The 23,467-nt window shown below is 67.1% G+C and carries 18 protein-coding genes; 10 read left to right on the top strand and 8 right to left on the bottom strand.

Annotated features, from left to right (window positions below):
• On the bottom strand, positions 1 to 1,028 hold a 1,028-nt coding region (locus ACHZD8_RS16965), incomplete at its 3' end, for an ROK family protein (RefSeq protein WP_394771609.1).
• Between the two features lie 173 nt (positions 1,029 to 1,201).
• On the opposite strand from ACHZD8_RS16965, the gene ACHZD8_RS16960 reads away from it, so the two are divergent.
• Genes ACHZD8_RS16960 through ACHZD8_RS16935 form a run of 6 tightly spaced genes read left to right on the top strand, consistent with a single transcriptional unit; the run spans position 1,202 to position 9,294 of the window.
• Positions 1,202 to 2,899 carry an ABC transporter substrate-binding protein gene (locus ACHZD8_RS16960; protein WP_394771608.1) on the top strand — a complete coding sequence of 566 codons (1,698 nt, stop codon included), beginning with the start codon at positions 1,202 to 1,204 and terminating at the stop codon, positions 2,897 to 2,899.
• Between the two features lie 54 nt (positions 2,900 to 2,953).
• Positions 2,954 to 3,943, top strand: a complete 990-nt coding sequence (locus tag ACHZD8_RS16955; protein ID WP_394771607.1) for an ABC transporter permease — start codon at positions 2,954 to 2,956, stop codon at positions 3,941 to 3,943.
• Between the two features lie 16 nt (positions 3,944 to 3,959).
• On the top strand, positions 3,960 to 4,943 hold the full coding sequence (locus ACHZD8_RS16950; RefSeq protein WP_394771606.1) for an ABC transporter permease: 984 nt from the start codon (positions 3,960 to 3,962) through the stop codon (positions 4,941 to 4,943).
• Complete coding sequence (locus ACHZD8_RS16945) at positions 4,940 to 5,842, top strand: ABC transporter ATP-binding protein (protein ID WP_394771605.1); 903 nt, start codon at positions 4,940 to 4,942, stop codon at positions 5,840 to 5,842. The genes ACHZD8_RS16950 and ACHZD8_RS16945 overlap by 4 nt, the downstream gene beginning before the upstream one ends.
• On the top strand, positions 5,839 to 6,741 hold the full coding sequence (locus ACHZD8_RS16940; RefSeq protein WP_394771604.1) for an ABC transporter ATP-binding protein: 903 nt from the start codon (positions 5,839 to 5,841) through the stop codon (positions 6,739 to 6,741). The genes ACHZD8_RS16945 and ACHZD8_RS16940 overlap by 4 nt, the downstream gene beginning before the upstream one ends.
• Positions 6,742 to 6,777: 36 nt before the next feature.
• A complete protein-coding gene (locus ACHZD8_RS16935) occupies positions 6,778 to 9,294 on the top strand; it encodes a glycoside hydrolase family 2 protein (RefSeq protein ID WP_394771603.1) in 2,517 nt (838 codons plus the stop codon).
• A gap of 6 nt (positions 9,295 to 9,300) precedes the next feature.
• On the opposite strand, the gene ACHZD8_RS16930 is transcribed toward ACHZD8_RS16935, so the two are convergent.
• From ACHZD8_RS16930 to ACHZD8_RS16910, 5 genes are all read right to left on the bottom strand, one after another.
• Positions 9,301 to 10,278 carry a pirin family protein gene (locus ACHZD8_RS16930; protein WP_394771602.1) on the bottom strand — a complete coding sequence of 326 codons (978 nt, stop codon included), beginning with the start codon at positions 10,276 to 10,278 and terminating at the stop codon, positions 9,301 to 9,303.
• A gap of 558 nt (positions 10,279 to 10,836) precedes the next feature.
• On the bottom strand, positions 10,837 to 12,480 hold the full coding sequence (locus ACHZD8_RS16925) for an MDR family MFS transporter (RefSeq protein ID WP_394771601.1): 1,644 nt from the start codon (positions 12,478 to 12,480) through the stop codon (positions 10,837 to 10,839).
• Entirely contained in the window at positions 12,477 to 13,103 is a 627-nt protein-coding gene (locus ACHZD8_RS16920; protein WP_394771600.1) for a TetR/AcrR family transcriptional regulator, read from the bottom strand. The genes ACHZD8_RS16925 and ACHZD8_RS16920 overlap by 4 nt, the downstream gene beginning before the upstream one ends.
• Positions 13,104 to 13,482: 379 nt before the next feature.
• Complete coding sequence (locus tag ACHZD8_RS16915; RefSeq protein ID WP_394771599.1) at positions 13,483 to 13,695, bottom strand: helix-turn-helix domain-containing protein; 213 nt, start codon at positions 13,693 to 13,695, stop codon at positions 13,483 to 13,485.
• Positions 13,695 to 14,333, bottom strand: coding sequence for a hypothetical protein (locus ACHZD8_RS16910; protein WP_394771598.1), 639 nt, complete (start codon positions 14,331 to 14,333; stop codon positions 13,695 to 13,697). Before ACHZD8_RS16910 ends, ACHZD8_RS16915 begins: the two co-directional genes overlap by 1 nt.
• Before the next feature lie 290 nt (positions 14,334 to 14,623).
• On the opposite strand from ACHZD8_RS16910, the gene ACHZD8_RS16905 reads away from it, so the two are divergent.
• The 4 genes from ACHZD8_RS16905 (at position 14,624) to ACHZD8_RS16890 (ending at position 21,003) form a co-directional block, all read left to right on the top strand.
• Complete coding sequence (locus ACHZD8_RS16905) at positions 14,624 to 17,110, top strand: ATP-dependent Clp protease ATP-binding subunit (RefSeq protein ID WP_394771597.1); 2,487 nt, start codon at positions 14,624 to 14,626, stop codon at positions 17,108 to 17,110.
• Between the two features lie 64 nt (positions 17,111 to 17,174).
• Positions 17,175 to 17,675 (top strand): amino-acid N-acetyltransferase, encoded by a 501-nt coding sequence (locus tag ACHZD8_RS16900; RefSeq protein ID WP_394771596.1) that lies wholly within the window; start codon positions 17,175 to 17,177, stop codon positions 17,673 to 17,675.
• A 121-nt stretch (positions 17,676 to 17,796) separates the two neighbouring features.
• Positions 17,797 to 20,334 carry an ExeM/NucH family extracellular endonuclease gene (locus ACHZD8_RS16895; RefSeq protein WP_394771595.1) on the top strand — a complete coding sequence of 846 codons (2,538 nt, stop codon included), beginning with the start codon at positions 17,797 to 17,799 and terminating at the stop codon, positions 20,332 to 20,334.
• A gap of 57 nt (positions 20,335 to 20,391) precedes the next feature.
• Positions 20,392 to 21,003: a hypothetical protein gene (locus ACHZD8_RS16890; protein ID WP_394771594.1), complete on the top strand. Its 612-nt coding sequence runs from the start codon at positions 20,392 to 20,394 to the stop codon at positions 21,001 to 21,003.
• A 107-nt stretch (positions 21,004 to 21,110) separates the two neighbouring features.
• Here the strand turns inward: ACHZD8_RS16890 and radA are convergent, their stop codons facing one another.
• Both radA and ACHZD8_RS16880 read right to left on the bottom strand, forming a co-directional pair.
• Positions 21,111 to 22,478 carry a DNA repair protein RadA gene (gene radA / locus ACHZD8_RS16885; protein ID WP_394771593.1) on the bottom strand — a complete coding sequence of 456 codons (1,368 nt, stop codon included), beginning with the start codon at positions 22,476 to 22,478 and terminating at the stop codon, positions 21,111 to 21,113.
• Positions 22,479 to 22,519: 41 nt separating this feature from the next.
• Positions 22,520 to 23,281 carry an SGNH/GDSL hydrolase family protein gene (locus ACHZD8_RS16880; protein ID WP_394771592.1) on the bottom strand — a complete coding sequence of 254 codons (762 nt, stop codon included), beginning with the start codon at positions 23,279 to 23,281 and terminating at the stop codon, positions 22,520 to 22,522.
• Positions 23,282 to 23,467: the final 186 nt, after the last annotated feature.

Here is a 23,467-nt window from a genome sequence, read left to right as displayed (position 1 = left end):
GGACCGCCAAGCACGATGAGGTCGAGATCGAAGAGGTTGACCAGCGTGACGGCGGCGTGGCCGAGGTATCTGGCGGAGGTGGCGATGAGGTCGTGCGCCTCCTCGTCGCCCGAGGTGGCCGCGCGGCCGATTCGGGCGAAGTTGAGCAGCGTGTTCTCGGGCCCGGCAGTGAGGCCGAGTCGCTCGGCGAGGGGCGGGTTGGCGAACGCACCGCGGATGATGGCGGTGGGTCCCGCAAAGCCCTCGAGGCATCCGGTGTTGCCGCAGCCGCACTCGTCGCCGTTGACGTCGACCGAGATGTGGCCGATCTCGACGCCGTTGGATGACGCGCCGCGATACGGCTCGCCCTCCACCACCACGCCCCCGCCGATGCCGCTCGCCATGTAGATGGCCCCGTACGTGCTCGACGGGTGCACGCCGCCCAGCCAGAACTCGCCGATGGCGGCCGCCGTGGCGTCGTTGTCGAGAATCACCGGGAGCTGCAGAATCCGCTCCAGGTCTTCGGTGATCGGGTAGTCCCGCCACCCGTCGGTCGGCTGCTCGATGAGCACCCGACCCCGGAGGCGGTCCTGAGGCCCATGGCTCACGAGCCCGACGCCGAGCACGCGCGACCGCTCGACTCCCGACGACTCGAGCAGGCCGACGATGTGATCCGCAATCATCACGAGGGTCTCGTGGGGTGACTTGACCCCGGATCCGCCGAGCGCCCGCCTCGCGACGAGCTGGCCGGCCAGGTCCACGATCACGATCACCACGCTCCCGCGGTCGACCTGCACCCCCACCGTGTAGCGAGCCTCGGCGTTGAGCCTGAGCAGTGTTCGAGGCTTGCCGCCGGTCGATTCGGCCCGACCGACCTCGATGACCAGGCCATCGTGGATGAGTTCACGAACGACATTGGTGATCGTCGCGCCGGTCAGGCCCGACCCGACAGCGAGCTCGACCCGGCTCACAGTGCGGGCCGATCGGATCAGGTCGAGCACGATTCCGCGGGTGCGTGGACGCGTCAACGCGGTTGTCGGAGTTTCCATCGGGATCCCAAATCGTTCGGTCTGAGGCGAGCCTAGCCGGAATGACATAGCGCCGAAACTTACTTGACTTACTTAATTTAGTCGGATAAGAATGTGGTGCCTCGGCTTTTGGGCCGCGAATTGCACACCGAGTGGGTCACGCCGTCGTGGCCCGCGCCAGGGAAGGATCAAAGATGTTCCTCAGCAACACGAAGAGCCGTGGATCGGCTCTCGCGATCGTGGGCGCCGCAGTCGCGCTCGTGCTTTCCGGATGCGCGCCATCCGCCTCATCGCCGAATTCGGCGGGTGGGGCAACTTCGGCCAACACCCTCGTGGCCTTCACCGGCCAGGCGGGCGACTACCAGATCAACTTCAACCCGTACTCCCCGTCGTCGATCGGCGGCAACGGCACCATCTTCGAGTCCCTGTTCTTCGTCACCAACGCGAACACCAAGGCGTACAAGCCCCTGCTGGGCACCTCGTACAAGTGGAACGAGTCGGGCACCGAGCTCGCCATCACCACGCGAGCCGGCGTGAAGTGGAGTGACGGCACGCCGTTCACGGCCCACGACGTGGCCTTCACCCTCGACCTGGTCAAGAAGACCCCCGCCATCAACACGACAGGATTCGCCGGCACCACCAGGGTGGCCGACGACACTCACCTCACGATCAAGTTCGACAACGTGGCCTTCGTGAGCGGACCGAGCATCCTGGGTCGCCTGCCGATCGTGCCGGAGCACCTCTGGAAGGGGATCAACCCGGCGACGGACGTGATGGAGAAGCCGGTGGGCACCGGGGCGTACCGCCTCACCAACTTCAAGGCCCAGGCGTACACCCTCAGCGCCAACGAGAAGTACTGGGGCGGCGCGCCCAAGGTCAAGGCGATCCGGTTCCTCTCGCTCTCCGGCAACCAGGCCGGCGCCGACGGCCTCGCCGCCGGAACCATCGACTGGCAGACCGGACCGGTGCCCGACATCTCCAAGGTGTCCAAGACCTATCCCGGCTACAAGTCGATCACCATCAAGGCCAACCAGGTCGTGCTCACCACGTGCTCCAGTGCCGCCCTCGGCTGCACCGGGCCCCAGACCGACGTCAATGTGCGCAAGGCCGTCTACTACGCCCTCGACCGCAAGCAGGTGAACTCGCTCTCGTTCCAGAACACGGCCGGCGAGGTATCCACCACCTTCGCGCTCACCGGACCGCAGAAGAGCATGATCTCCACCAAGGTGAAGGATTCGATCGCGCCGATGACGGCCAACCCCACCAAGGCGGAATCGATCCTCACCGCCGCCGGCTGGGCCAAGGGCTCGGACGGCATCTTCGCCAAGGGGGGTGTGCCGCTCTCGCTGACGGTGCAGGTCGTGAGCGGGTGGACGGACTACATCACCGCCCTCGACACCATGGCCCAGCAGATGAAGAAGGCCGGAATCAAGCTCGTGACCGCCCAGTCGTCGTGGAATGAGTGGACGAACGCGAAGAGCAAGGGCAGCTACCAGCTGGCGATCGATTCGCTCGGCCAGGGTCCGGCATCCGACCCCTATTACCTCTACTCGAACTACTTCTCCACGGCGAACACCGCCAAGGTGGGCAGCTCGGTCTCGCTCAACGTCGGACGCTACAGCGACCAGACGGTGGATGCCGCGATCGCCGCGGTCGCGAAGATCAACCCGAAGGACACGGCCGGTCGCCAGGCCCAGTTCGACACCATCCAGCAGAAGATCTCGGCCGACATGCCGTACATTCCGGTGCTCACCGGGGGCACGACGAGCGAGTGGAACGCAAAGAAGTTCACCGGCTGGCCCACCGAGGGCAACCTGTACGCCTTCCCGGCCGTCTGGGCGTCCCCGGATAACGCCGAGATCTACAAGTCGCTCGTGCCGACCGGAAAATAGGGCGGGTCTCACGATGACCGAGGAGAAGTTCGTGGTGACGGTGGGTACGGGACTGTGAACTATTTCGTTCGAAAGCTGGGGTTCTACGCGATTGCCCTCTGGGCGGCGCTGACGCTGAATTTTCTGATTCCGCGCCTGCTCCCGGGCAATCCGGTGGACATCCTGCTGGCCAAGCTCCAGCAACGCGGCGGGATCGCCTCGCCGGCGGTGCGCCACTCCTACGAACTTCTCCTCGGCGGCAACAGCAAGGAGCCGCTCATCGCGCAGTACTGGGACTACCTCGTCAACGTGACCCACGGTGACCTGGGGGTCTCGGTGACCTACTACCCCACCCCGGTGATCCAGGTGATCAACACCTCGCTGATGTGGACGATCGTGCTCGTGGGCGTCGCCACCATCCTGTCGTTCCTGATCGGGGTGGGGCTCGGGGCGATCGTCGGCTGGAAGCCCGGCACGTGGCTCGACTCGCTCGTGCCGTCCACGACGCTGCTCGCCGCGGTGCCCTACTTCTGGCTCGCGCTCATCCTCGTCTACCTGTTCGCATCGACGCTGCACCTCTTCCCCTCGCAGGGCGGCTACGACGTGACCCTCGACCCCGGCTGGAGCGTGGCCTTCGTGCTCTCGGCCGTGAAGTACGGGTTTCTGCCGGCGGTCACCATCGTGATCGCCTCGGTCGGCGGCTGGCTCATGGGGATGCGCAACATGATGGTCTCCACCCTTTCCGAGGACTACATCCTCACGGCGCAGGCGAAGGGCCTCACCAACTCGCGGATCATGCGGCACTACGCGGCCCGCAACGCGATGCTGCCCTCGATCGCCGGATTCGCCATCTCGCTCGGCTTCGTGGTGTCCGGATCGATCGTCACCGAACAGGTGTTCTCCTACCCCGGCATCGGGTCGAAGCTGCTCTCCGCCGTGCAGAACAACGACTACGCGCTCATGCAGGGAATCTTCCTGTACATCACCCTGGCCGTGCTGGGGGCGAACCTCGTCGTCGACGTCTTCTACGGCGTGATCGACCCCCGCACCCGAGCGAGAAGCTGACCGGAGAGACGTCGCCATGACCAACCTGACCTCAACCACCGCGCCGGACATCGCCGCCCCGACCGTCCCCACTCGGGCGAGCGGCGCTTCCCGCTCCGCGTGGCGCTCCATGATCCCCACCCTCACCCCCGCTCTCGGCATCGGACTCGGGCTCACCGGCCTCATCGTGCTCTTCGGGGTGCTCGGGCCGCTTCTCGTGCAGGACCCCACCGTGATCCGCAACAGCGGGCTCGCCGGGCCGTCGGCCGACCACTGGCTCGGCACCACCCAGACCGGCCAGGACGTGTTCGCCCAACTGGCCTTCGCCACCCGGGGGTCGCTCCAGATCGGCCTGCTGGTCGGCGTGCTGGCGACGCTGCTCTCGGCGTTCTTCGGCATCTTCGGCGCGTACGCGGGCGGGTTCGCCGACGAGGCGTTTTCGCTCTTCTCGAACGTGATCCTCGTGATTCCCGGGCTGCCGCTGGTGATCGTGATCTCCGGGTTCGTTCCACGCGAGCAGCGCGGACTGTGGACGATCGCGGTGGTGCTGGCGATCACCGGCTGGGCGGCGGCGTCGCGGGTGCTGCGCGCGCAGACCCTCTCGATCCGCAACCGCGACTACGTGTCGGCCGCGCGGGTGGCCGGCGAGCGATCGTGGCGCGTGATCGGTGTGGAGATCCTGCCCAACCTGCTGCCCGTGCTCGCCTCCCAGTTCGTCTTCGCCGTGATCTCGGCGATCCTCAGCGAGGCCGGGCTGTCGTTCCTCGGGCTCGGAGCATCCAACTCCTCCACCCTCGGCAACATGCTCTTCTACGCCCAGAACGGCTTCGCCCTGCAGCTGCAGGCATGGTGGTGGTTCATCCCGCCGGGCCTCATCATCGCGCTGTTCGGCTGCGGGCTGTCGCTCATCAACTTCAGCATCGACGAGATCATCAACCCCAAGCTGCGCAACGTGCGGCTGTACCGCAAGCGCGACAGGCTCGCCCAGAAGACGGCGGCCCGCGCGAGGAAGGCATCATGACTCTGAGCGCGTCCGACACCGCGACCACGCCGGCGCCGGCCGAAGAGCGCGCCGTGCTGACGGTGAGCGACCTCACCGTCGTCTACGAGGTGGACGAGCCCGTGGTCGCGGTCAAGAATGTGAGCCTCACGCTCGCGCCGGGCGAGATCCTGGGGCTCGCCGGCGAGTCCGGATGCGGCAAGACCACGCTCGCCTACGCCATCAACCGACTGCACAAACCGCCGGCCCGCATCTCGTCGGGATCCGTGCTGTTCCACGACCGGGACGGGTCGCACCTCGACCTCCTCGCGCTGGAGGACGAAGACCTTCGGATGTTCCGCTGGTCGAAGCTCTCCATGGTGTTCCAGGGCGCCATGAACGCGCTCAACCCGGTGACCACGATTCGCGCCCAGCTCGAAGACGTGCTCACCACCCACCGGCCGGGCATGTCGCGCGGCGACCGACGCGCCCTCGCCGGGGACGTGCTCGAACGGGTGGGCGTCGACCGGGCGAGGCTCGGTTCGTTCGCGCACGAGCTCTCCGGCGGCATGCGCCAACGGGTGATGATCGCCATGGCCCTGCTGCTCGAACCGCAGGTGATGATCATGGACGAGCCGACCACGGCACTCGACGTGGTGGTGCAGCGCGATATTCTGCGCGAGATCGTTCGGCTGCGCGACGAACTCAACTTCGCCGTGATCTTCATCACCCACGATCTTCCGCTGCTTCTCGAGATGAGCGACCGCATCGCGATCATGCTCGCCGGCGAGATCGTGGAGCTGGCACCGGCGGCCGAGATCTACCGGTCACCGAAGCATCCGTACACCCGCAGACTGCTCGGGGCGTTCCCGAGCCTCACCGGGGCGCGCGGGGATTTCATCCGCACCGGCGTCACCGACGACCGCACGGAGGACAGATGACGAGCATCGAGGTGAAGAACCTGACGAAGAAGTTCGTGCTGAGACAGGGGCCCAAGCGAACCACCCTCACGGCGGTGGACCAGGTGTCATTCGACCTCGTCCCCGGCCGCACCGTGGCACTCGTCGGCGAATCGGGCTCCGGCAAGTCCACGATCGCCCGCATGCTCGCCCGCCTCGAGAAGCCGACCTCGGGCGAGATCACGGTGACCCTCGACGACAAGACACCGGTGCGAGGCTCCCTCTATCGGCGGCACGTGCAGATGGTGTTTCAGGATCCGTTCGCCTCCCTCAACCCGTTCCACACCATCGAGCACCACATCGCCCGCCCGCTGGTGATCCACCACCGCACGCGCGGGGCCGCCGAGACCCACGCCCGCGTGCTGCAGATGCTCGAGCGGGTGAACCTCACGCCCGCCGACGCGATCGCGGCCAGGCGCCCGCACGAGCTCTCGGGCGGGCAGCGCCAGCGGGTGGCGATCGCGCGGGCGCTCGCCCCGGGCGCCCAGGTGCTCATCGCCGACGAGCCGGTGTCGATGCTCGACGTGTCAATTCGGCTCGGCGTGCTCAACCTGATGGCCCGGCTTCAGCGGGAGGATCACCTCGCGGTGCTCTACATCACCCACGACCTGGCGACCGCGCGGCACTTCTCCGACGAGATCCTCGTGATGTACCGCGGTCGGATCGTCGAGCGAGGGCCGGCCGACGACGTGATCCTCACCCCGCGGCACGAATACACCAAGCTGCTCGCGCTCGCCGCGCCGGACCCGGAGAACACCGGCAAGCTGCTGTCGAGCGGCTCGATCGATCGATCGAGGATCGACAACTCGATCAGCTTCAACCACTACACGGGCGAGTGGTCGTCGGCGAACGGCACTCCGGTGCCCGCCCTCGCGCACTGACGCCGCACGACCAGAGACCCACAACCAAGGAGCGGTGTGTACCGTCACGCGATTGACCAGAACTGGACCCTGCGGGCCATTCCCAAAACGACCCCGGAGGGCGCCGCCGTCGAGGGGGTCGTCGTGCCGGCGACCGTGCCGGGCTGCGTACACACCGACCTGCTCGCGGCCGGTCTCATCGCCGACCCGTTCGACGGGGTGAACGAACGTCTGCTGTCCTGGATCGGACGCGCGACCTGGCAGTACGACTCGACCTTCGAGGGCGCGGCGCTCGCCGAGGGGGAGCGTTTCGACCTGGTCTGCGAAGGCCTCGACACGGTCGCCACCATCGTGGTGAACGGGGTGGAGATCGGCCGCACCTTCAACCAGCACCGCGGCTACCGGTTCGACCTGCGGGAGGTGTTGCTGCCGGGCGAGAACAGCATCACCGTGACCTTCGACTCCGCCCTCGACTACGCCGAGCGGATGTCGGAGCAGTACGGCCCGCTGCCGCACGTCAACGAGCATCCGTACAACGCCATCCGCAAGATGGCGGCGAACTTCGGCTGGGACTGGGGACCGGATGTCGTGACCGCCGGCATCTGGAAGCCCATCGCGATCGAGCGCTGGACGCAGGCGAGGATCGCCTCGGTGCGCCCGCTCGTGACCGTGAGCCCGGGGGCGGGCAGCGTCGCCGTGCACGTGGACCTCGAGAAGGCCGTGCCTGGCGAGACGACCGTCGTCGTGGACCTCGACGGCCGACGTGTCGAACAGGTGGTGGCCGACGGCGAGAACTCCACCGTGGTCACCGTCGTGGTCGACGACCCGAGCCTCTGGTGGCCGCGGGGGTACGGCGAGCAGCCGCTCTATCCGATCGAGGTGCGGCTTCTCGAGCCGAACGGAGACGCGCTCGACGCGTGGTCGAGCCGAATCGGATTCCGCAGCGTGCGGCTGGACACGACACCCGACGCCGACGGCATCCCGTTCACCGTGGTGATCAACGACCAGCCGATCTTCGTCAAGGGGGTCAACTGGATTCCCGGCGACGCCTTCGTGACCCGCCTCGACCGCGAGAAGTACGCCACGAGTCTCGACACGGCCGTCGCCGCGGGGGTCAACCTCGTGCGGGTCTGGGGCGGCGGAATCTACGAGAGTGACGACTTCTACGACATCGCGGACGAGCAGGGCCTGCTGGTCTGGCAGGACTTCCTCTTCGCCTGCGCGGCCTACACCGAGGCCGAACCGCTCTTCGGCGAGGTGGAGGCGGAGGCCAGGGATGCCGTCACCCGGCTGAGTCCGCACGCGAGCCTCGTGATCTGGAACGGCGGCAACGAGGACATCGTGGCCTACGCCGAGTGGGCCGGATTCCGGCAGCGGGTGGCCGGCGCCACCTGGGGCGACGGCTACTACACCGACCTGCTTCCCCGCATCGTCGCCGAGCTCGACGGCACCCGGCCGTATTCGCCAAACAGCCCGTACTCCTTCGGCGACTATGCCAGCCCTAACGAGCAGAACCTCGGCACCGTGCACATCTGGGATGTCTGGAACCAGAAGGACTACACCTCCTACGCCGAGTGGCGGCCGCGATTCGTCGCCGAGTTCGGCTTCCAGGGGCCGCCGGCGTGGTCCACGCTCACCTCGGCGGTGCACGACGAGCCGCTGCGGCCCTTCGGCGAGCAGATGCTCATCCACCAGAAGGCCGGCGAGGGAAATGCCAAGCTCGACCGCGGCCTCGCGCCCCACCTCCCGGTGCCGGCCTCCGGCGCCGAGTGGGACATCGACGACTGGCACTGGTCGACCCAGCTCAACCAGGCGCGGGCGGTCACCTTCGGCATCGAGTACTTCCGGTCGCTGCAGCCGCGGTGCGCCGGCACGGTGCTCTGGCAGCTCAACGACTGCTGGCCGGTGATCTCGTGGTCGGTCGTCGACGGCCACGGCCACGCCAAACCGGCCTGGTTCGCCCTGCGCAACGTGTATTCGGAGCGGCTGCTCACCATCCAGCCGGCCGGCGACGCGCTCGTTGCCGTGGCGATCAACGACACGGCGGCGCGCTGGCGCGGCGAGCTCGTGCTGGCGACGCGCGATCACCTCGGCGCGGTGCTGGCGCGCGAGACGATCGCGCTCGAGGTCGCCCCGCGAAGCAGTGCCACGTTCGTCGTGCCGGCCGCTCTGGTGCCCTCGGCCCCGGACGCCATTCTGTCTGCCGACGCGCCCGGCAGCCGTCGGGCGCTGAGGTTCGCGCACGAGGACGTGGCCGGCGGCCTGCCGCGACCCGAGCTGGGCACGATCGTGGAGGAGACGCCCACCGGTTACCGGGTGACCGTGCTCGCCCACAGCCTGCTCAAGGATCTCGCGCTGTTCCCCGACCGGCTCGACTCGCAGGCCACCGTCGACGAGTGTCTCGTGACCCTCTTCCCGGGCGAGACCGCCGTCTTCGAGGTGCGCACGACAACGCCCGTGGACGTGGGCCTGCTCACGGTCGGGCCGGTGCTTCGCACGGCGAACGACCTGTTCTGGGCGGATCCGGCAGCAGAGCGTTTCGACGAGCCGCACCTGGTGACGATCACCGTCTGACGGCCGCTACTCCCGGGGCCGCAAACGCACGTTCGGCAGCTCCGGGGCCGGCAGCGCCCGGCCGTCGTAGCCGCGCACGGTTCCGAAGCGGCCGTCTTCCCTGCCGCCGGCGATCACATCCGCCTGCCACTCCGCCCGGAACTGCACGATCTCCTCGTGGCTGCGCCCGATGAAGTTCCACCACATGACGATGCTCTCGCCGAGCGGCACCCCGCCGATCAGCAGCGCGCGAAGGGGCCGGTCTCCTGCCGTGATCCGGATGCTCGAGAGGCCCGGTTCGAGGTAGCCGAGGTGCGAGGCGGGCACCGTGGCACCCTCGAGGGTGGCCTCCCCGGCGTCGACGAGAAGCCCGTGCTCGAACCGGGGGTCGACGGGCAGGTCGACGGAGGCACCGGCCGGCAGGTCGAGCTGAGCGCCGACGAGCTCGGTGAACGTCGTCGCGGTCGACACCCGGCCGGCGAGGGCGCCGAGGAACACCCGCAGCACGGCGTCGCCGAACGCCGCGGGCTCCGGCACGAAGTGTTCGAAGAACGGCGCGTGTCCGCGACTCGCGTCGGGCAGGGCCACCCAGAGCTGGGCCCCGTGCAGCACGGTGGTCTCCGGCGTGGACAGCTCGGAGTGCGCGATGCCGCGGCCGGCCGTCATCAGGTTGAGCTCGCCCGGCCGCACCATGGCGTGGCTTCCCGCGCTGTCTCGATGCTCGACCTCGCCGGCGAAGAGCCAGCTCACGGTCTGCAGCCCGGTGTGCGGATGCGGCGGCACGACCATCCCGCCCCGCTCGGCCACGACATCCGGCCCGTAGTGGTCCACGAAGCACCAGGCGCCGATGAGCGACCGCTTGCGCTGCGGCAGCGTGCGGCGCACGGTCATGGCACGGGGACCGCCGAGGGGCACGTCCCGCGGCTCGAGGATCTCGACGCCCACGGTGAGCACCACCGGCGCCCGCTCGAACAGCTCGGCCGGGTGCTTCTCGAGGTTGCTCATGCGCAAATGCTACGCGCGTCAGTTCTCGTACACAGCCGAGCGATTCGCGCGGCCCCAGACCAGTGCCAACAAGAACAACTGCGCGTAGGCGACCCAGACGATGCCGCCGGCAACAGCCGAATCCGGGTTCAGTTTGCTCCCTGCGGTTGGGCGATCACCGGCCGCATGGACCTGCCGCGGCCCACGCGCCGACGGGCGCTCCCGCGCACCCGCCTCAGCCCGTCCCCAGACCGAAAACGCAGGAGATTCGGCGATGCATCGACCCGAGCGGCGCCGTGGGCGACCATTCGCCGCGATTCGCCTGCGTTTTTGGGAGCGGGTTTTTGGCAACCGGATGTTGCGCGGGCCCGCCGTCGGCGCCTTCGGGCGACGCGCGCCCCGCCGGCCGCATCCGGAGATCGAGTGGGCAAAGTTGCACTCAAACGGCGCCGGGAAGGTGCACTTTTGCCCACTCACGCGCGTATGGGCCGCGGTCGGGCCCACGAGGCCGATCGCATGACCGCTTAGGCACAACGGATGGCCCGGACCGCACGGTCCGGGCCATCCGTTGTTGTGCGGTTAGGCGATCGCCAGTCCCGTGGACGGACCGCGATCCGCGGACTCCTCGGCGAGCAGGAGCGCGAGTTGCGGCTCGCGGTCATCCGCGGCATCCGAGCTCTCGAGCTGCTCGACCTCGGGCTTCGCGTCGCCGGCCCCGTCGATCGTCGTGGCGAGCGGCTTCTCCTGCACGAAGAGCAGCAGCACGGCCGCCACGAGCACGAGCGGCACCAGGTAGAGGAAGATCGGCGCGAGCGACTCGTTGTACGCACCGACGATGATGTCACGCACGCCCTGCGGCAACGAGTTCACCACCGCCGGGGTGAGCGAGTTGGTGTTCGATCCGCCCGAGGCGCCCGCCGGCAGGTTGTCGGCCAGGCTCGCGGTGAGGCGGGAGACGAAGAGGCTGCCCACCACCGCCGAGCCGAGGGACGACCCGATCTGGCGGAAGAAGTTGTTCGACGCCGTCGCCGTGCCGACCTGCGACACGGGGAACGAGTTCTGCACGACGAGGATCAGGATCTGCATGCTCATGCCGAGCCCGAGGCCCATGATCGCGAGGTAGACGCAGATGATCCACACCGCGGTCGTCGCGAGGAGCGTCGACATCAGCGTGAGCGCCACGGCCACCAGGACCGTGCCGACCACCGGGATCGCCTTGTAGCGGCCCGTCCTCGACACGATCTGGCCGGAGACGACCGAGGAGACGAGCAGCGCCCCCATCATCGGGATCATCAGGAAGCCGGCCTGCGTCGCGCCCACGCCGGTGACCATCTGGAGGTAGGTGGGCATGTAGGCGAGCGCCCCGAACATCGCGACACCGGTGATGAGGCCCGCCGCGGTGGTCAGGTTGAAGTTGCGGTTCTTGAACAGGTGCAGCGGGATCACCGGCTCGGCGGCCCGGCGCTCGATCAGCACGAACGCGATGGCCGCGACCACCGTTCCGGCGATGAGGCCGAGGATCACGGGCGAGTTCCAGTCGTAGGTGTTGCCTCCCCAGGTGGTGAAGAGCACGAGGAAGGTGGCCGCGAGGGCGAGCACGGTCATGCCGGCGTAGTCGATCTTCGGCTTGCTCGCGGTGCCCTTCGGCAGCTTGAGGAAGAAGACCGCCGAGGCGATCGCCACGATGCCGAGCGGGATGTTCATCCAGAACGCCCAGCGCCAGCCGGGTCCGTCGGTGAAGAAGCCGCCGAGCAGCGGCCCGGCCACGGAGGAGATCGCGAAGACCGCTCCCATGATGCCGGAATACTTGCCGCGCTCGCGGGCCGGCACGACATCCGCAATGATCGCCTGGGCGAGGATCATCAGACCGCCACCGCCGAGGCCCTGGATGGCGCGGCCCACGATGAGAGCGGTCATCGATCCGGCCATGCCGCCCACGACGGAGCCCACGAGGAAGAGCCCGATCGCGGCGATGAACAGCCACTTGCGCCCGACGAGGTCGCCGAGCTTGCCGTAGACCGGCATCACGATGGTGGAGGCGAGGATGTAGGCCGTGGTCACCCAGAGCATGTGGCTCACGCCGTCGAGCTGGCCGACGATCGTGGGGAGCGCGGTCGAGAAGATGGTCTGGTCGAGGGATGCCAGCAGCATCGCGACCATGAGGCCCGCGAACACCAGCAGCACGTTGCGTCTGGCGGTCGGGGCGACCGTGGTGGTTGTCATGAAACTCTCTCCATTACTGTGCGGAGCAGGTCGACTGCCCGGGTGTAGTTCTCTTTGGGGTCGCCAGAGTCATCGCGCGGCCACTTCTTCATCGCGACGCGCATGGCGGCCAGGCAGACGCTGAGCAGGATCTGCGCGGCCTCGAGACGCTCCTCGGCGGAGTCCTCGGCGAAACCCTTTGTGGAGCCGAGCCAGTCGGCCACGACGAGTCCGAGGCGGTCCTCCATGGCGCTCACCCGCATGATCTGGCGGATGAGCAGCTGGGGATACTTCTCGAGAACGCGACGACGCAGGTCGCGGCTGTCGGCGATCGTCGAGTCGGACACCACCGAGTAGACGAGGGAGGCCACGTCGTGCAGCACGTCGTCGGAGCGGTGGTTGGACAGGTGCTCGATCGCCTCTTCGCTCACCTCTCCGGAGTCGATGCCGAGCACGGCATCCTCCTTCGACGCGAAGTAGTTGAAGAAGGTGCGGGATGACACGTTGGCCCGTCCGCTGATGGCGTCGACTGTGGCATTGTCGAGCCCGACCTCCAGCGCGAGTTCGGCGGCCGCGGCATAGATCGTGCGGAAGGTGGCGGCGCGCTTGCGCTCGCGGATCCCGACGTCGGCCATTTCGTTCATAAATGTATTCTTGCACATACTGCAAAATCACGCAATCTGCAAAATTGCGGGAGTGCATCCGCGCTGGCCCGCGGGCCGCATCGATCGTCCGCGGCATCCGTAGCTCGAGTGGGCAAAAATGGCTCCAAAAAGCACCGGGAAGGTGCACTTTTGCCCACTCACCGTGATTGCCGATATCTTGTGGGCTGGATTCGCGCCCGAGGGTGCGGATGAGCGAGAGCGCGGAGCATGAGCCGACGCGGGGCGTGGCGGCGCCCGCCCGGTCGCCGAATCCGGCTCGAGTGGGCAGAATTGGCGCCAAGAAGCGTCGGGAAGGTGCACTTTCGCCCACTCGGCGTAATTGCCGAGCGCCCGCCCGCGCCCGCGTCTCGAGCCCGGGCTACGCGACGACGAGCAACTCTCCGACCTCGCACTCGAGGGCGCGGCAGATCGCGGCGAGCGTCGAATAGCGGATGGCGCGTGCCCGGTCGTTCTTGAGCACCGAGAGGTTGACGATGCTCACGCCCACGAGTTCGCTCAGCCTGGTGAGTGTCATCCCGCGCTCCTCGAGCAATTCGTCGAGTCGGCAGTGGATGCCCGTGGCGTCGTCCATCACACCAGCCCCTCGGTGTCCAGCTGCAGCCGCTCGCCGTATCCGAACGCGAGGCCCACGAGCATCAGGCAGGCGCCGATGCCGAGAGGCGTGCCATCCACCACTCCGAGGATGGGCCAGAAGCCGCCGGTCGTCGCGCTGCCGTTGAGCTGGTCGGCAGTCATCCACGCGGCCAGCATGCCGAGGCCGCCGGAGACGAGGCCACCGATCAGAAGCAACGCGCCGGTGAGTGCGACGGTGAGGCCGAGGGATCGGCGGAACGCTCGGCCGCGAAGCAGCCGCCACGCGATCAGGGCCACGGATGCCGCGAACGCGGCCTGCGTGAGCACGCCGGCGACGCGCGCGATGGTGGCCAGCACCACCGTGCCGGAGTCGAGGCCGGAGACCACGACCGAGGCCGAGTCGTAGGTGCCGCTGATCAGGGTGGCGGTGCCACGGTCGGCGCCGGCGGGGAGCGGGCGATCCACCACCAGGGTCTGCGCTGTGGTGCCCGCCGCGAGGGACGTGACCACCGCGCCCAGGCCGAAGACGAGCGTGAAGAGTCCGGCGAGCACGGCGAGCACGAGGAATGCCCAGACGACGACGCGGGCGGCGGCGACCATCCATCCCGGTCCGGTCAGTTGGTCGGTCTGCAACATCTGATTTCCTAACGACAATCGATAACAACGATAATCGTTAACATAGCGCCTGGGATGCCCTGAGGCAACCTCCGAAAACGCAGGAGAATCGCCGCCAGACGGCACGGAATGACGCGCGCGGAGGCGTTTCGTGGCAGATCTCCTGCGTTTTCGGAAGGGTTTCGGAAAGATTTGGGAAAGGAGCCTGTGGATACCGTCACGCCTACGGCGAACAAGGGCAGTAAACGCAGGGTTGCCTCGTTACTCTCTCTATAACGGCGCCAACCCTGCACGGTGCCATAGGAGTCAAAATGTTCGAAAGATTTACCGACCGAGCCCGCCGGGTCGTCGTTTTGGCGCAAGAAGAAGCCAAGATGCTCAACCACAACTACATCGGCACCGAGCACATCCTGCTCGGGCTGATCCACGAGGGTGAGGGCGTCGCTGCGAAGGCCCTCGAGTCCCTCGGTATTTCCCTGGACGCCGTGCGCGAGCAGGTCCAGGACATCATCGGCCAGGGCCAACAGCAGCCCACCGGTCACATCCCGTTCACCCCGCGCGCCAAGAAGGTGCTCGAGCTGAGCCTGCGCGAGGCGCTGCAGCTCGGCCACAACTACATCGGCACCGAGCACATCCTGCTCGGCCTCATCCGCGAGGGTGAGGGCGTCGCGGCCCAGGTGCTCGTCAAGCTCGGCGCAGACCTCAACCGCGTGCGCCAGCAGGTTATCCAGCTGCTCTCCGGATACCAGGGCAAGGAGCAGGTCGCCGTCGGCGGCGAGACCCAGGCGGCGGCCCAGGGCGGCAGCCAGATCCTCGACCAGTTCGGACGCAACCTCACCCAGGCCGCGCGCGACGGCAAGCTCGACCCGGTGATCGGGCGTGAGAAGGAGATGGAGCGGGTCATGCAGATCCTGTCCCGTCGCTCCAAGAACAACCCCGTGCTGATCGGTGAGCCCGGCGTCGGCAAGACCGCCGTCGTCGAGGGCCTCGCCCAGGCGATCGTTCGCGGGGACGTTCCGGAGACGCTGAAAGACAAGCAGCTTTACACCCTCGACCTCGGTTCGCTCATCGCCGGAAGCCGTTACCGCGGTGATTTCGAGGAGCGCCTCAAGAAGGTGACGAAGGAGATCCGCACCCGCGGCGACATCATCACCTTCATCGACGAGATCCATACCCTCGTCGGGGCCGGTGCAGCAGAGGGTGCGATCGACGCAGCATCCATCCTCAAGCCGCTTCTCGCTCGCGGTGAGCTCCAGACCATCGGAGCGACGACCCTCGACGAGTACCGCAAACACTTCGAGAAGGATGCCGCCCTGGAGCGCCGCTTCCAGCCCGTTCAGGTGCACGAGCCGTCCCTGGCTCACACAATCAACATCCTCAAGGGGCTTCGCGACAAGTACGAGTCGTTCCACAAGGTGTCGATCACGGATGGCGCCATCGTGGCCGCGGCGAACCTCGCCGACCGCTATGTCGCCGACCGCTTCCTCCCCGACAAGGCCATCGACCTGATCGACGAGGCCGGCGCACGCCTGCGCCTTTCGATCCTGTCCGCCCCGCCGGAGCTGCGCGAATTCGACGACAAGATCGCCGCCGTCCGCGCACTGAAGGAAGGCGCGATCGAAGACCAGGACTTCGAGAAGGCAGCCTCACTGCGCGACGAGGAGAAGAAGCTGCTCGGTGAGCGCCTCCGCCTCGAAAAGCAGTGGAAGAGTGGCGAAGCCGGATCGACCGGAACAGTGGATGAGGGTGTCATCGCCGAGGTTCTCGCGGCGGCCACCGGCATCCCGGTCTTCAAGCTCACCGAGGAGGAGACCTCGCGTCTCGTCTTCATGGAGAAGGCACTCCACCAGCGCGTCATCGGACAGGAGGAAGCCATCGCGGCTCTCTCGAAGACCATCCGTCGCCAGCGTGCCGGACTGAAAGACCCGAAGCGTCCGAGCGGTTCGTTCATCTTCGCAGGTCCGACCGGTGTCGGTAAGACTGAGCTCGCGAAAGCACTCGCCGAGTTCCTGTTCGATGACGAGAACGCGCTCATCTCCCTCGACATGTCGGAGTACGGCGAGAAGCACACGGTCTCGCGACTGTTCGGTGCTCCTCCCGGATTCGTCGGATTCGAGGAGGGTGGCCAGCTCACCGAGAAGGTGCGCCGCAAGCCGTTCTCGGTCGTGCTGTTCGATGAGATCGAGAAGGCTCACCCCGACATCTTCAACTCGCTCCTCCAGATTCTGGAAGAGGGACGCCTGACGGATGGCCAGGGTCGCGTCGTCGACTTCAAGAACACCGTGATCATCATGACCACGAACCTCGGAACGCGCGACATCTCGGGCACCCCGCTCGGGTTCACCTCGTCTGCCGACACCGCCACCGGATACGACCGGATGCGCGGCAAGGTCGTCGAGGAGCTGAAGAAGAACTTCAAGCCGGAGTTCCTCAACCGTGTCGACGAGACCATCGTCTTCCCGCAGCTCACCCAGCCAGAACTCCTGCAGATCGTCGACCTGTTCATCAAGCGTCTCTCGGACCGGCTGATGGATCGCGACATGACCGTCGAGATCGGCCAGGCCGCGAAGGAGCACCTGATCCTCATCGGATTCGACCCGTCGCTCGGAGCACGGCCACTGCGCCGCGCGATCCAGCGTGAGGTCGAAGACCGACTGAGCGAGCGCATCCTCACCGGAGACCTGAACGCGGGCGACCACGTGCACGTCGACTACGTGAACGACGAGTTCGTCTTCACGACCGGGCGCCAGCCGGGCCGCGAAGCGATCGAGGAGCCGGTAGCAGCGATCGAGGCATAACAGTTCGAAACAGTGAAAGGGCATCGTGGGGAAACCCGCGGTGCCCTTTCCCTATGCTGGAAACGTGAACTTCTCCGTGCGGCCGGCTCGCACCTCCGATGTGCCGATGATGCAGCAGCTGGTCGAGCCGCTCGTGCAGCAGCGCATCCTGCTCGGCAAGGATTCGGTCGTGCTCTACGAGGCGATCCAGGAGTTCACTGTCGCCGTCGACGAAGACGGAGCGCTGATCGGATGCGGCGCGCTCCATGTCTTCTGGGAAGACCTAGGTGAGGTGCGCACTCTCGCGGTCGCGGCGGGATGGCTCGGCCGGGGGGTGGGAAGCACGCTTCTGCGAACCCTCGAGTCGGCTGCATCCACTCTCGGGCTCACCCGGCTCTTCTGCCTCACCTTCGAGGTCGACTTCTTCGAGCGCAACGGATACGTCGCCTCACCGCTCGCACTCGTCGACCCGGTCGTCTACGCCGAGCTGGTGCGCTCGCCGGATGAGGGTGTCGCCGAGTTCCTCGACCTCGCCCGGGTGAAACCGAACACGCTCGGCAACACGAGGATGCTCAAGCACCTCTGAGCACTACCCCCGAACAGGGGTGTTCGGGCACGCTTAACCCACTGTTCGCTTTCGCGGCGCTCTCCGCACACCGGTGTCGCGTTTCATGGGACCTGTTCATTGCATTGATGGGGGAAACACCATGGTCGGGTCATCCATTCGTCGCGGAAGGATCGTCTCGGCGATCATCGCCGCTCTCGCTCTCGTCGTCGCGCCGATCGCGGTCGGTACGGCGTCAGCGTCGACCGACGGTACCGGTGTCGTCATCAACGAGGTCTACCTCAGCGGCGGCAGCACCGGAGCGGCCTACGCGAACAAATTCGTCGAGCTCTACAACCCTGGTCCGACCGCCGTGAGCATCGCCGGCTGGTCGCTGCAATATCGCCCGGCGACGGGGGCGGGCGCGGCAACGGGCGTCGTTGCGCTCACCGGATCGATCGCGTCGAAGGGCTACTTCCTCGTACAGGGCGCGAGCAACGGCACGAGCGGCGCGGCGCTTCCGACACCGGATGTCTTCAGCACGCTGAATCCGAGCGGCTCGTCCGGCACGCTCATTCTGGCGAAGACCGCGACCGCGCTGACGCTCCCGACTGGTTCGGTCACGGCGAATCCGAGTGTGGCCGACCTGCTCGGCTATGGAACGTCGAACACGTTCGAGACGGCGGATGCTGCGGCTCCGGCCGGAAACACCGACGTGAAGTCCCTCGTCCGCACCGGTTTCGTCGACACCGACAGCGACCTCGCGGACTTCTCGCTGACGGCGACCATCACGCCGCAGGCTGCGGGTTCCGGGCCGGTCACCCCGCCAGCACCCCCGGTCGCTCTGTCGATCGCGCAGATCCAGGGCACCACCGACGTCAGTCCGCAGGTCGGCAAGGCCGTCACCACTACCGGGATCGTCACCGCCGCGTACCCTACCGGCGGCTTCAACGGGTACTTCATCCAGACGCCCGGAACGGGCGGCGCGGTCGATCTGGCCACCCACCCCGCGTCGGACGGCCTCTTCGTCTACTCGGCGAGTACGGCGGCATCCGTCTCCCTCGGAGAGTATGTGAGCGTGACGGGAACGGTGAGCGAGTTCGCCAACCTCACCGAACTCACGGTCGCGAATACCTCGGACCTCACCGAACTGGATGCGTCGGCAGTTGCGGCTCCGAAGCCCGCGACGGTGGAGTTCCCGGCAACGGATGCCCAGCGCGAGTCTCTCGAGGGCATGCTGATCGCGCCGCAGGGCCCGTACACGGTGACCGACAACTACTCCACCAACCAGTACGGCGAGATCGGCCTCGCGCACGACACGATGCCGCTCATCACCCCGACAGCGGTCGCGCCGGTCGGCAGCGCGGGCTACGCGGCTGTCATCGCGAAGAATGCCGCGCTGAAGGTGACGCTCGACGACGGAGCGAGCACCAACTACCTCTCGACGGCCAACCAGTCGAAGCCACTTCCCTGGCTGACGAAAGCGGCTCCGGTGCGAGTCGGAGCGCCAGTGACCTTCACGCGTCCGGTCATCCTCGACTACCGCAACGGGGCGTGGAAGCTGCAGCCGACGAGTGCGTTGACCCCGGATGACGCGGCGACCGTGCAGCCGGCGACGTTGGGCAACACCCGCACCAGTGCTCCGAACAGGGTCGGCGGCACCATCACGATCGGCACCTTCAATGTGCTCAACTATTTCCCGACGACGGGGGACAGCCGCGTCGGCTGCACCTACTACAACGACCGCGACGGCACCCCGATCACGGTCGCGAACAGCGATGCCGCGGGCTGCGGTGTGCGCGGGGCGGCGACCGAAGCCAGCTTCCTTCGCCAGCAGGCCAAGATCGTGAGCGCCATCACAGCACTCGGTGCAGATGTCGTCTCGCTCGAGGAGATCGAGAACTCTGCGAAAGTCGGACAGGATCGGGATGCCGCGGTCGCCACGCTCGTCGCAGCGCTCAATGCGGCCCACCCGGGAACCTGGAGCTACGTCCCGTCCCCGAAGGCAGTGCCGGCCATCGCAGACACGGACGTCATCCGCACCGCCTTCATCTACAAGAAGCGCGCGGTCGTTCCGGTCGGCGAGTCCCACATCCTGATCGGGTCTCCAGCATTCGCGGATGCCCGTGAGCCGCTCGCACAGGCGTTCCGCGCTCGGGGGTGGGCCGCTCTCGACCCGTTCCTGATCATCGCGAACCATTTCAAATCGAAGGGCGGAAGCGGGGCGACCGGCGACAACGCCGATACCGGGCAGGGTTCCTTCACGGGAGACCGAGTGCGGCAGGCGCAGGCACTTCTCACCTTCGCCGATCAGCAGAAGCGGCTTGCGCACACCGAGAAGGTCTTCCTCGTCGGCGACTTCAACGCCTACGAGTTCGAGGATCCGATCACGACGATCACGGCCGCGGGCTATGTCGACCAAGACCCGAAGACCGGCAAGCAGACGTATGCCTTCGGTGGAATGGTCGGGTCACTCGATCACGTGTTCGCGTCTCCCGCCGCCAATCGGGCGGTGACCGGAGTGGATGTCTGGAACATCAACTCGGTCGAATCGGTCGCCCTCGAGTACAGCCGTTTCAATTCCAATGCCCTGAACCTCTACGACGACAGCCCGTATCGCTCGAGCGACCACGATCCTGTCGTGCTCGGCCTCTCGCTCGGGTGGCCCTTCGGTGGCTGGTTCGGTCACAGCGAACGCTAAGGCCAAACACCCGCGCCAATACCGGCCTGTCGGGCGCACGGAAGTTACTCTTGGCCCATGTCGACGATCCGCAATCCGGTCGGACCCCAGGCGCCGCAGGTGTACTGGCGCCGCAGGTTGCTCGTGGCACTCATTGCGCTCGCCGTCATCGTCATCGTCGTGCTCATCATCGTGCGACCGGGCGGTGGTTCGACCCCGGCCGGTGCGTCGCCAGGGCCGTCGACCCCCACGGGCGCGTCGCCCGCAACCAACCCGAGCGCATCGTGCACTGACGCGAACCTGAAACTGCTGGCCGTCACCGACAAGAAGACGTACGCGGCGACCGAGCAGCCGAAGATCAGCATGAAGCTGACGAACACCGGCACTTCGGCCTGCACGGTGAACCTGGGCTCGACTAAGCAGGAGCTCATCATCACGAGCGGGGCAGAGAAGATCTGGGATTCCAAAGACTGCCAGACCGGTGCTGTCGACTCGGCGATCGTCATCAAACCGGGCGATGCGAATGCGGTGACGACCCCGGCGATCGCCTGGAGCCGCACCCGCTCATCGACGAAGACCTGCGCGTCGACGACTCTTACCCCGGTGACCGCCGGCGGCGCCAGTTACCATCTCGCCGTCCTGCTCGGTTCGCTGAAGCCGGCCGCGACCGCACAGTTCATCCTCAACTAGCCCGCGGATCGAGGTCGCTCTCGACAGCCGAGCATGACTTCGGTGGTCGAGCCCGTCGAGAGCCGGTGCTCTTCGGTGGTCGAGCCCGTCGAGACCCGCTGGTCGACCTAGAACTGCGGAACGTCGGCCTGCTCATCTTCGGCATGTGCGAACGCCTTCCGCAGTGCCTCCATGAGCACTCCCGAATCTGCGTCGAGCACCGTTGTGAATCCGAGTCTCCCCGCTTCGGCGATCCGCTGTTTCGCCTGTGAGACGGGACGGATCTCGCCGGCGAGGCTGATTTCCCCCACCGCTGCCATGGTCGCGGGGAATGCTTTGTTCCTGTACGCACTCGCGATGGCGAGCGCGATCGCCAGGTCTGCGCCAGGCTCGGTGAGGCGGATACCGCCCACCGTCGAGACATAGACGTCCGAGTCGCTGAGGTGGAGGTTCGCGCGACGCTCGAGCACCGCGAGGAGCATGGCAACGCGTGACGGATCGACGCCGTTCGTCACCCGCCGCGGGTTCGGGGCCGACGTCTTCACGATCAGCGCCTGCACCTCCACCGGCAAAGATCGGCGACCTTCGACCGCGACGGTGACGCAGGTTCCGCTGACCTGGGTGCGCATCCGCCCGGATCCGCGGGAGAGGAACAGGCCGCTCGGGTCGGCGACCTCGGCGATGCCGTCGCCGGTCATCTCGAAGCAGCCGACCTCGTCGGTCGGCCCGAAGCGGTTCTTCTGGGCGCGGACGAAGCGCAGCGCGGTCTGGCGGTCGCCCTCGAACTGGCAGACGACATCTACCAGGTGTTCCAGAAGGCGAGGACCGGCGATGGAGCCGTCTTTGGTGACGTGCCCGACGAGCAGCACCGGCAGGTTGCGGTCTTTTGAGACACGGATCAGCGTGGATGCGACCTCGCGCACCTGCGACGGCCCGCCGGCGAGCCCGTCGCTCAGCGAACTCGAGACGGTCTGCACCGAGTCGACGATGAGAAGTTGTGGATCGACCTGGTCGATCTGGCCGAGGATCGTCGCGAGGTCGGTCTCGGCCGCGAGAAACAGCTTGTGTTCGAGGGCGTTGGTGCGTTCGGCGCGCAGTCGCACCTGGCTCGCGGACTCCTCTGCGGTGACGTAGAGCACGCGCAGTCCGGTCGCCGCGGCCTTCGAGGCGACCTCGAGCAGCAGCGTCGATTTACCGACGCCGGGCTCGCCACTGAGCAGGATGGTCGCACCGGGCACGATGCCGCCGCCGAGCACCCGGTCGAATTCGGCGATCCCGGTGGGAAGGTGCACGCTCGACTCGGCCGAAACCATCGTGATCGGTCGTGCGCTGCGGGCTTCACTGATCTGCACCGGCTTCACGGCGCGGCTCATGCCCACGGATTCCGTGACGTCGACGACGGTGCCCCAGGCCTGGCATTCCGCGCACCGGCCCGCCCACTTCAGCGTCGACCAGCCGCACTCCGTGCAGCGGAAATTCGACGAGACGCGGGCCATTCCGTCAGCCTAGGCGAGACCACCGTCACCGACGTTCCAGCTCAGCGGGTGGCCGAATACGTGTCGGTGCTGCGCCTGTCGAGGAGAGGAAGGCGCCTGTCGACGAGGGGAATGAACGCGGATGCCCACACCCGGTAGCCGCGATCGTTCGGGTGGAAGAAGTCTGCCGCGACCTGGTTGAGCGCGTAGCGGGCACCACCCTGGCTGCGGGTCATCCGGTGCAGCGGCGCGACCTCGAAGCCCCGGGCATCCGCGAGTCTATGCACTATCGCGTTCGCAGCTCGAGCGCGTTTCTCGGCCGCGCCGATATAGAAGGCCGGCACCTCCGAGACGATCGCGTGCGAGGGAAGCGCATCGAAGATGATGGTGAGCTCTCGCTCAAAGCGTTCCGGATCGAACTCCGCCATATCGTTCGCGCCGATGGCGACGGTGAGGATGTCCGGGTCGAGCCCCGCGAGCGCCGGCAGTTGCGTCGCAATCGCGTCGCGCAGTCGGGCCCCCGACACGCTGAGGTTGACGACCCGCACGGTGCCGCCGGTGCGTTCACGGAGGTGGGTCGCGATCATTCCGACGTAACCGCGTCCCGGTCGGCTCGCCCCGATGCCCTGCGCCGCGGAGTCGCCGATCGCGACGTAGAGCAGGTCGCCCGACTCGTCGTGCTGTTCCTTCCACCACTTCGCGTTGAGGTGGAGAGTGGATGCGAGCCGGGCCCCGCCTGCTCGGCGTCGACGTTCGATCAGCGTCGCCCACGTGGCCACTCCGGCCACCGCGACACCCAGTGCGGCCAGCGGTAGTTTCTTCACGGGGATCCTCACCGTGTCGCACCCCGCGGTCATAGAGGAACCGCTGTCGTACAGGAACCGCGGTCGTAGAGGAACCGCGGTCGGCTCTGTACTAAGCTCTTCCCCGGAACCGTGTCCGAGCGGCCGAAGGTGCAACTCTCGAAAAGTTGTGTGGGTGAAAGCCTACCGTGGGTTCAAATCCCACCG

It is taken from the genome of Lacisediminihabitans sp. (genome assembly GCF_043726815.1).
Lineage (GTDB): Bacteria > Actinomycetota > Actinomycetes > Actinomycetales > Microbacteriaceae > Lacisediminihabitans.
This window is presented reverse-complemented; position numbering and strand designations above follow the sequence as displayed.

Excerpts from the sequence above, each read along its gene's own strand:
- ACHZD8_RS16960 (WP_394771608.1), top strand. The coding sequence starts at position 1,202 with ATGTTCCTCAGCAACACGAAGAGCCGTGGATCGGCTCTCGCGATCGTG.
- ACHZD8_RS16950 (WP_394771606.1), top strand. The coding sequence starts at position 3,960 with ATGACCAACCTGACCTCAACCACCGCGCCGGACATCGCCGCCCCGACC.
- ACHZD8_RS16945 (WP_394771605.1), top strand. The coding sequence starts at position 4,940 with ATGACTCTGAGCGCGTCCGACACCGCGACCACGCCGGCGCCGGCCGAA.
- ACHZD8_RS16940 (WP_394771604.1), top strand. The coding sequence starts at position 5,839 with ATGACGAGCATCGAGGTGAAGAACCTGACGAAGAAGTTCGTGCTGAGA.
- ACHZD8_RS16930 (WP_394771602.1), bottom strand. The coding sequence starts at position 10,278 with ATGAGCAACCTCGAGAAGCACCCGGCCGAGCTGTTCGAGCGGGCGCCG.
- ACHZD8_RS16925 (WP_394771601.1), bottom strand. The coding sequence starts at position 12,480 with ATGACAACCACCACGGTCGCCCCGACCGCCAGACGCAACGTGCTGCTG.
- ACHZD8_RS16920 (WP_394771600.1), bottom strand. The coding sequence starts at position 13,103 with ATGAACGAAATGGCCGACGTCGGGATCCGCGAGCGCAAGCGCGCCGCC.
- ACHZD8_RS16915 (WP_394771599.1), bottom strand. The coding sequence starts at position 13,695 with ATGGACGACGCCACGGGCATCCACTGCCGACTCGACGAATTGCTCGAG.
- ACHZD8_RS16910 (WP_394771598.1), bottom strand. The coding sequence starts at position 14,333 with ATGTTGCAGACCGACCAACTGACCGGACCGGGATGGATGGTCGCCGCC.
- ACHZD8_RS16905 (WP_394771597.1), top strand. The coding sequence starts at position 14,624 with ATGTTCGAAAGATTTACCGACCGAGCCCGCCGGGTCGTCGTTTTGGCG.
- ACHZD8_RS16895 (WP_394771595.1), top strand. The coding sequence starts at position 17,797 with ATGGTCGGGTCATCCATTCGTCGCGGAAGGATCGTCTCGGCGATCATC.
- ACHZD8_RS16890 (WP_394771594.1), top strand. The coding sequence starts at position 20,392 with ATGTCGACGATCCGCAATCCGGTCGGACCCCAGGCGCCGCAGGTGTAC.
- radA (WP_394771593.1), bottom strand. The coding sequence starts at position 22,478 with ATGGCCCGCGTCTCGTCGAATTTCCGCTGCACGGAGTGCGGCTGGTCG.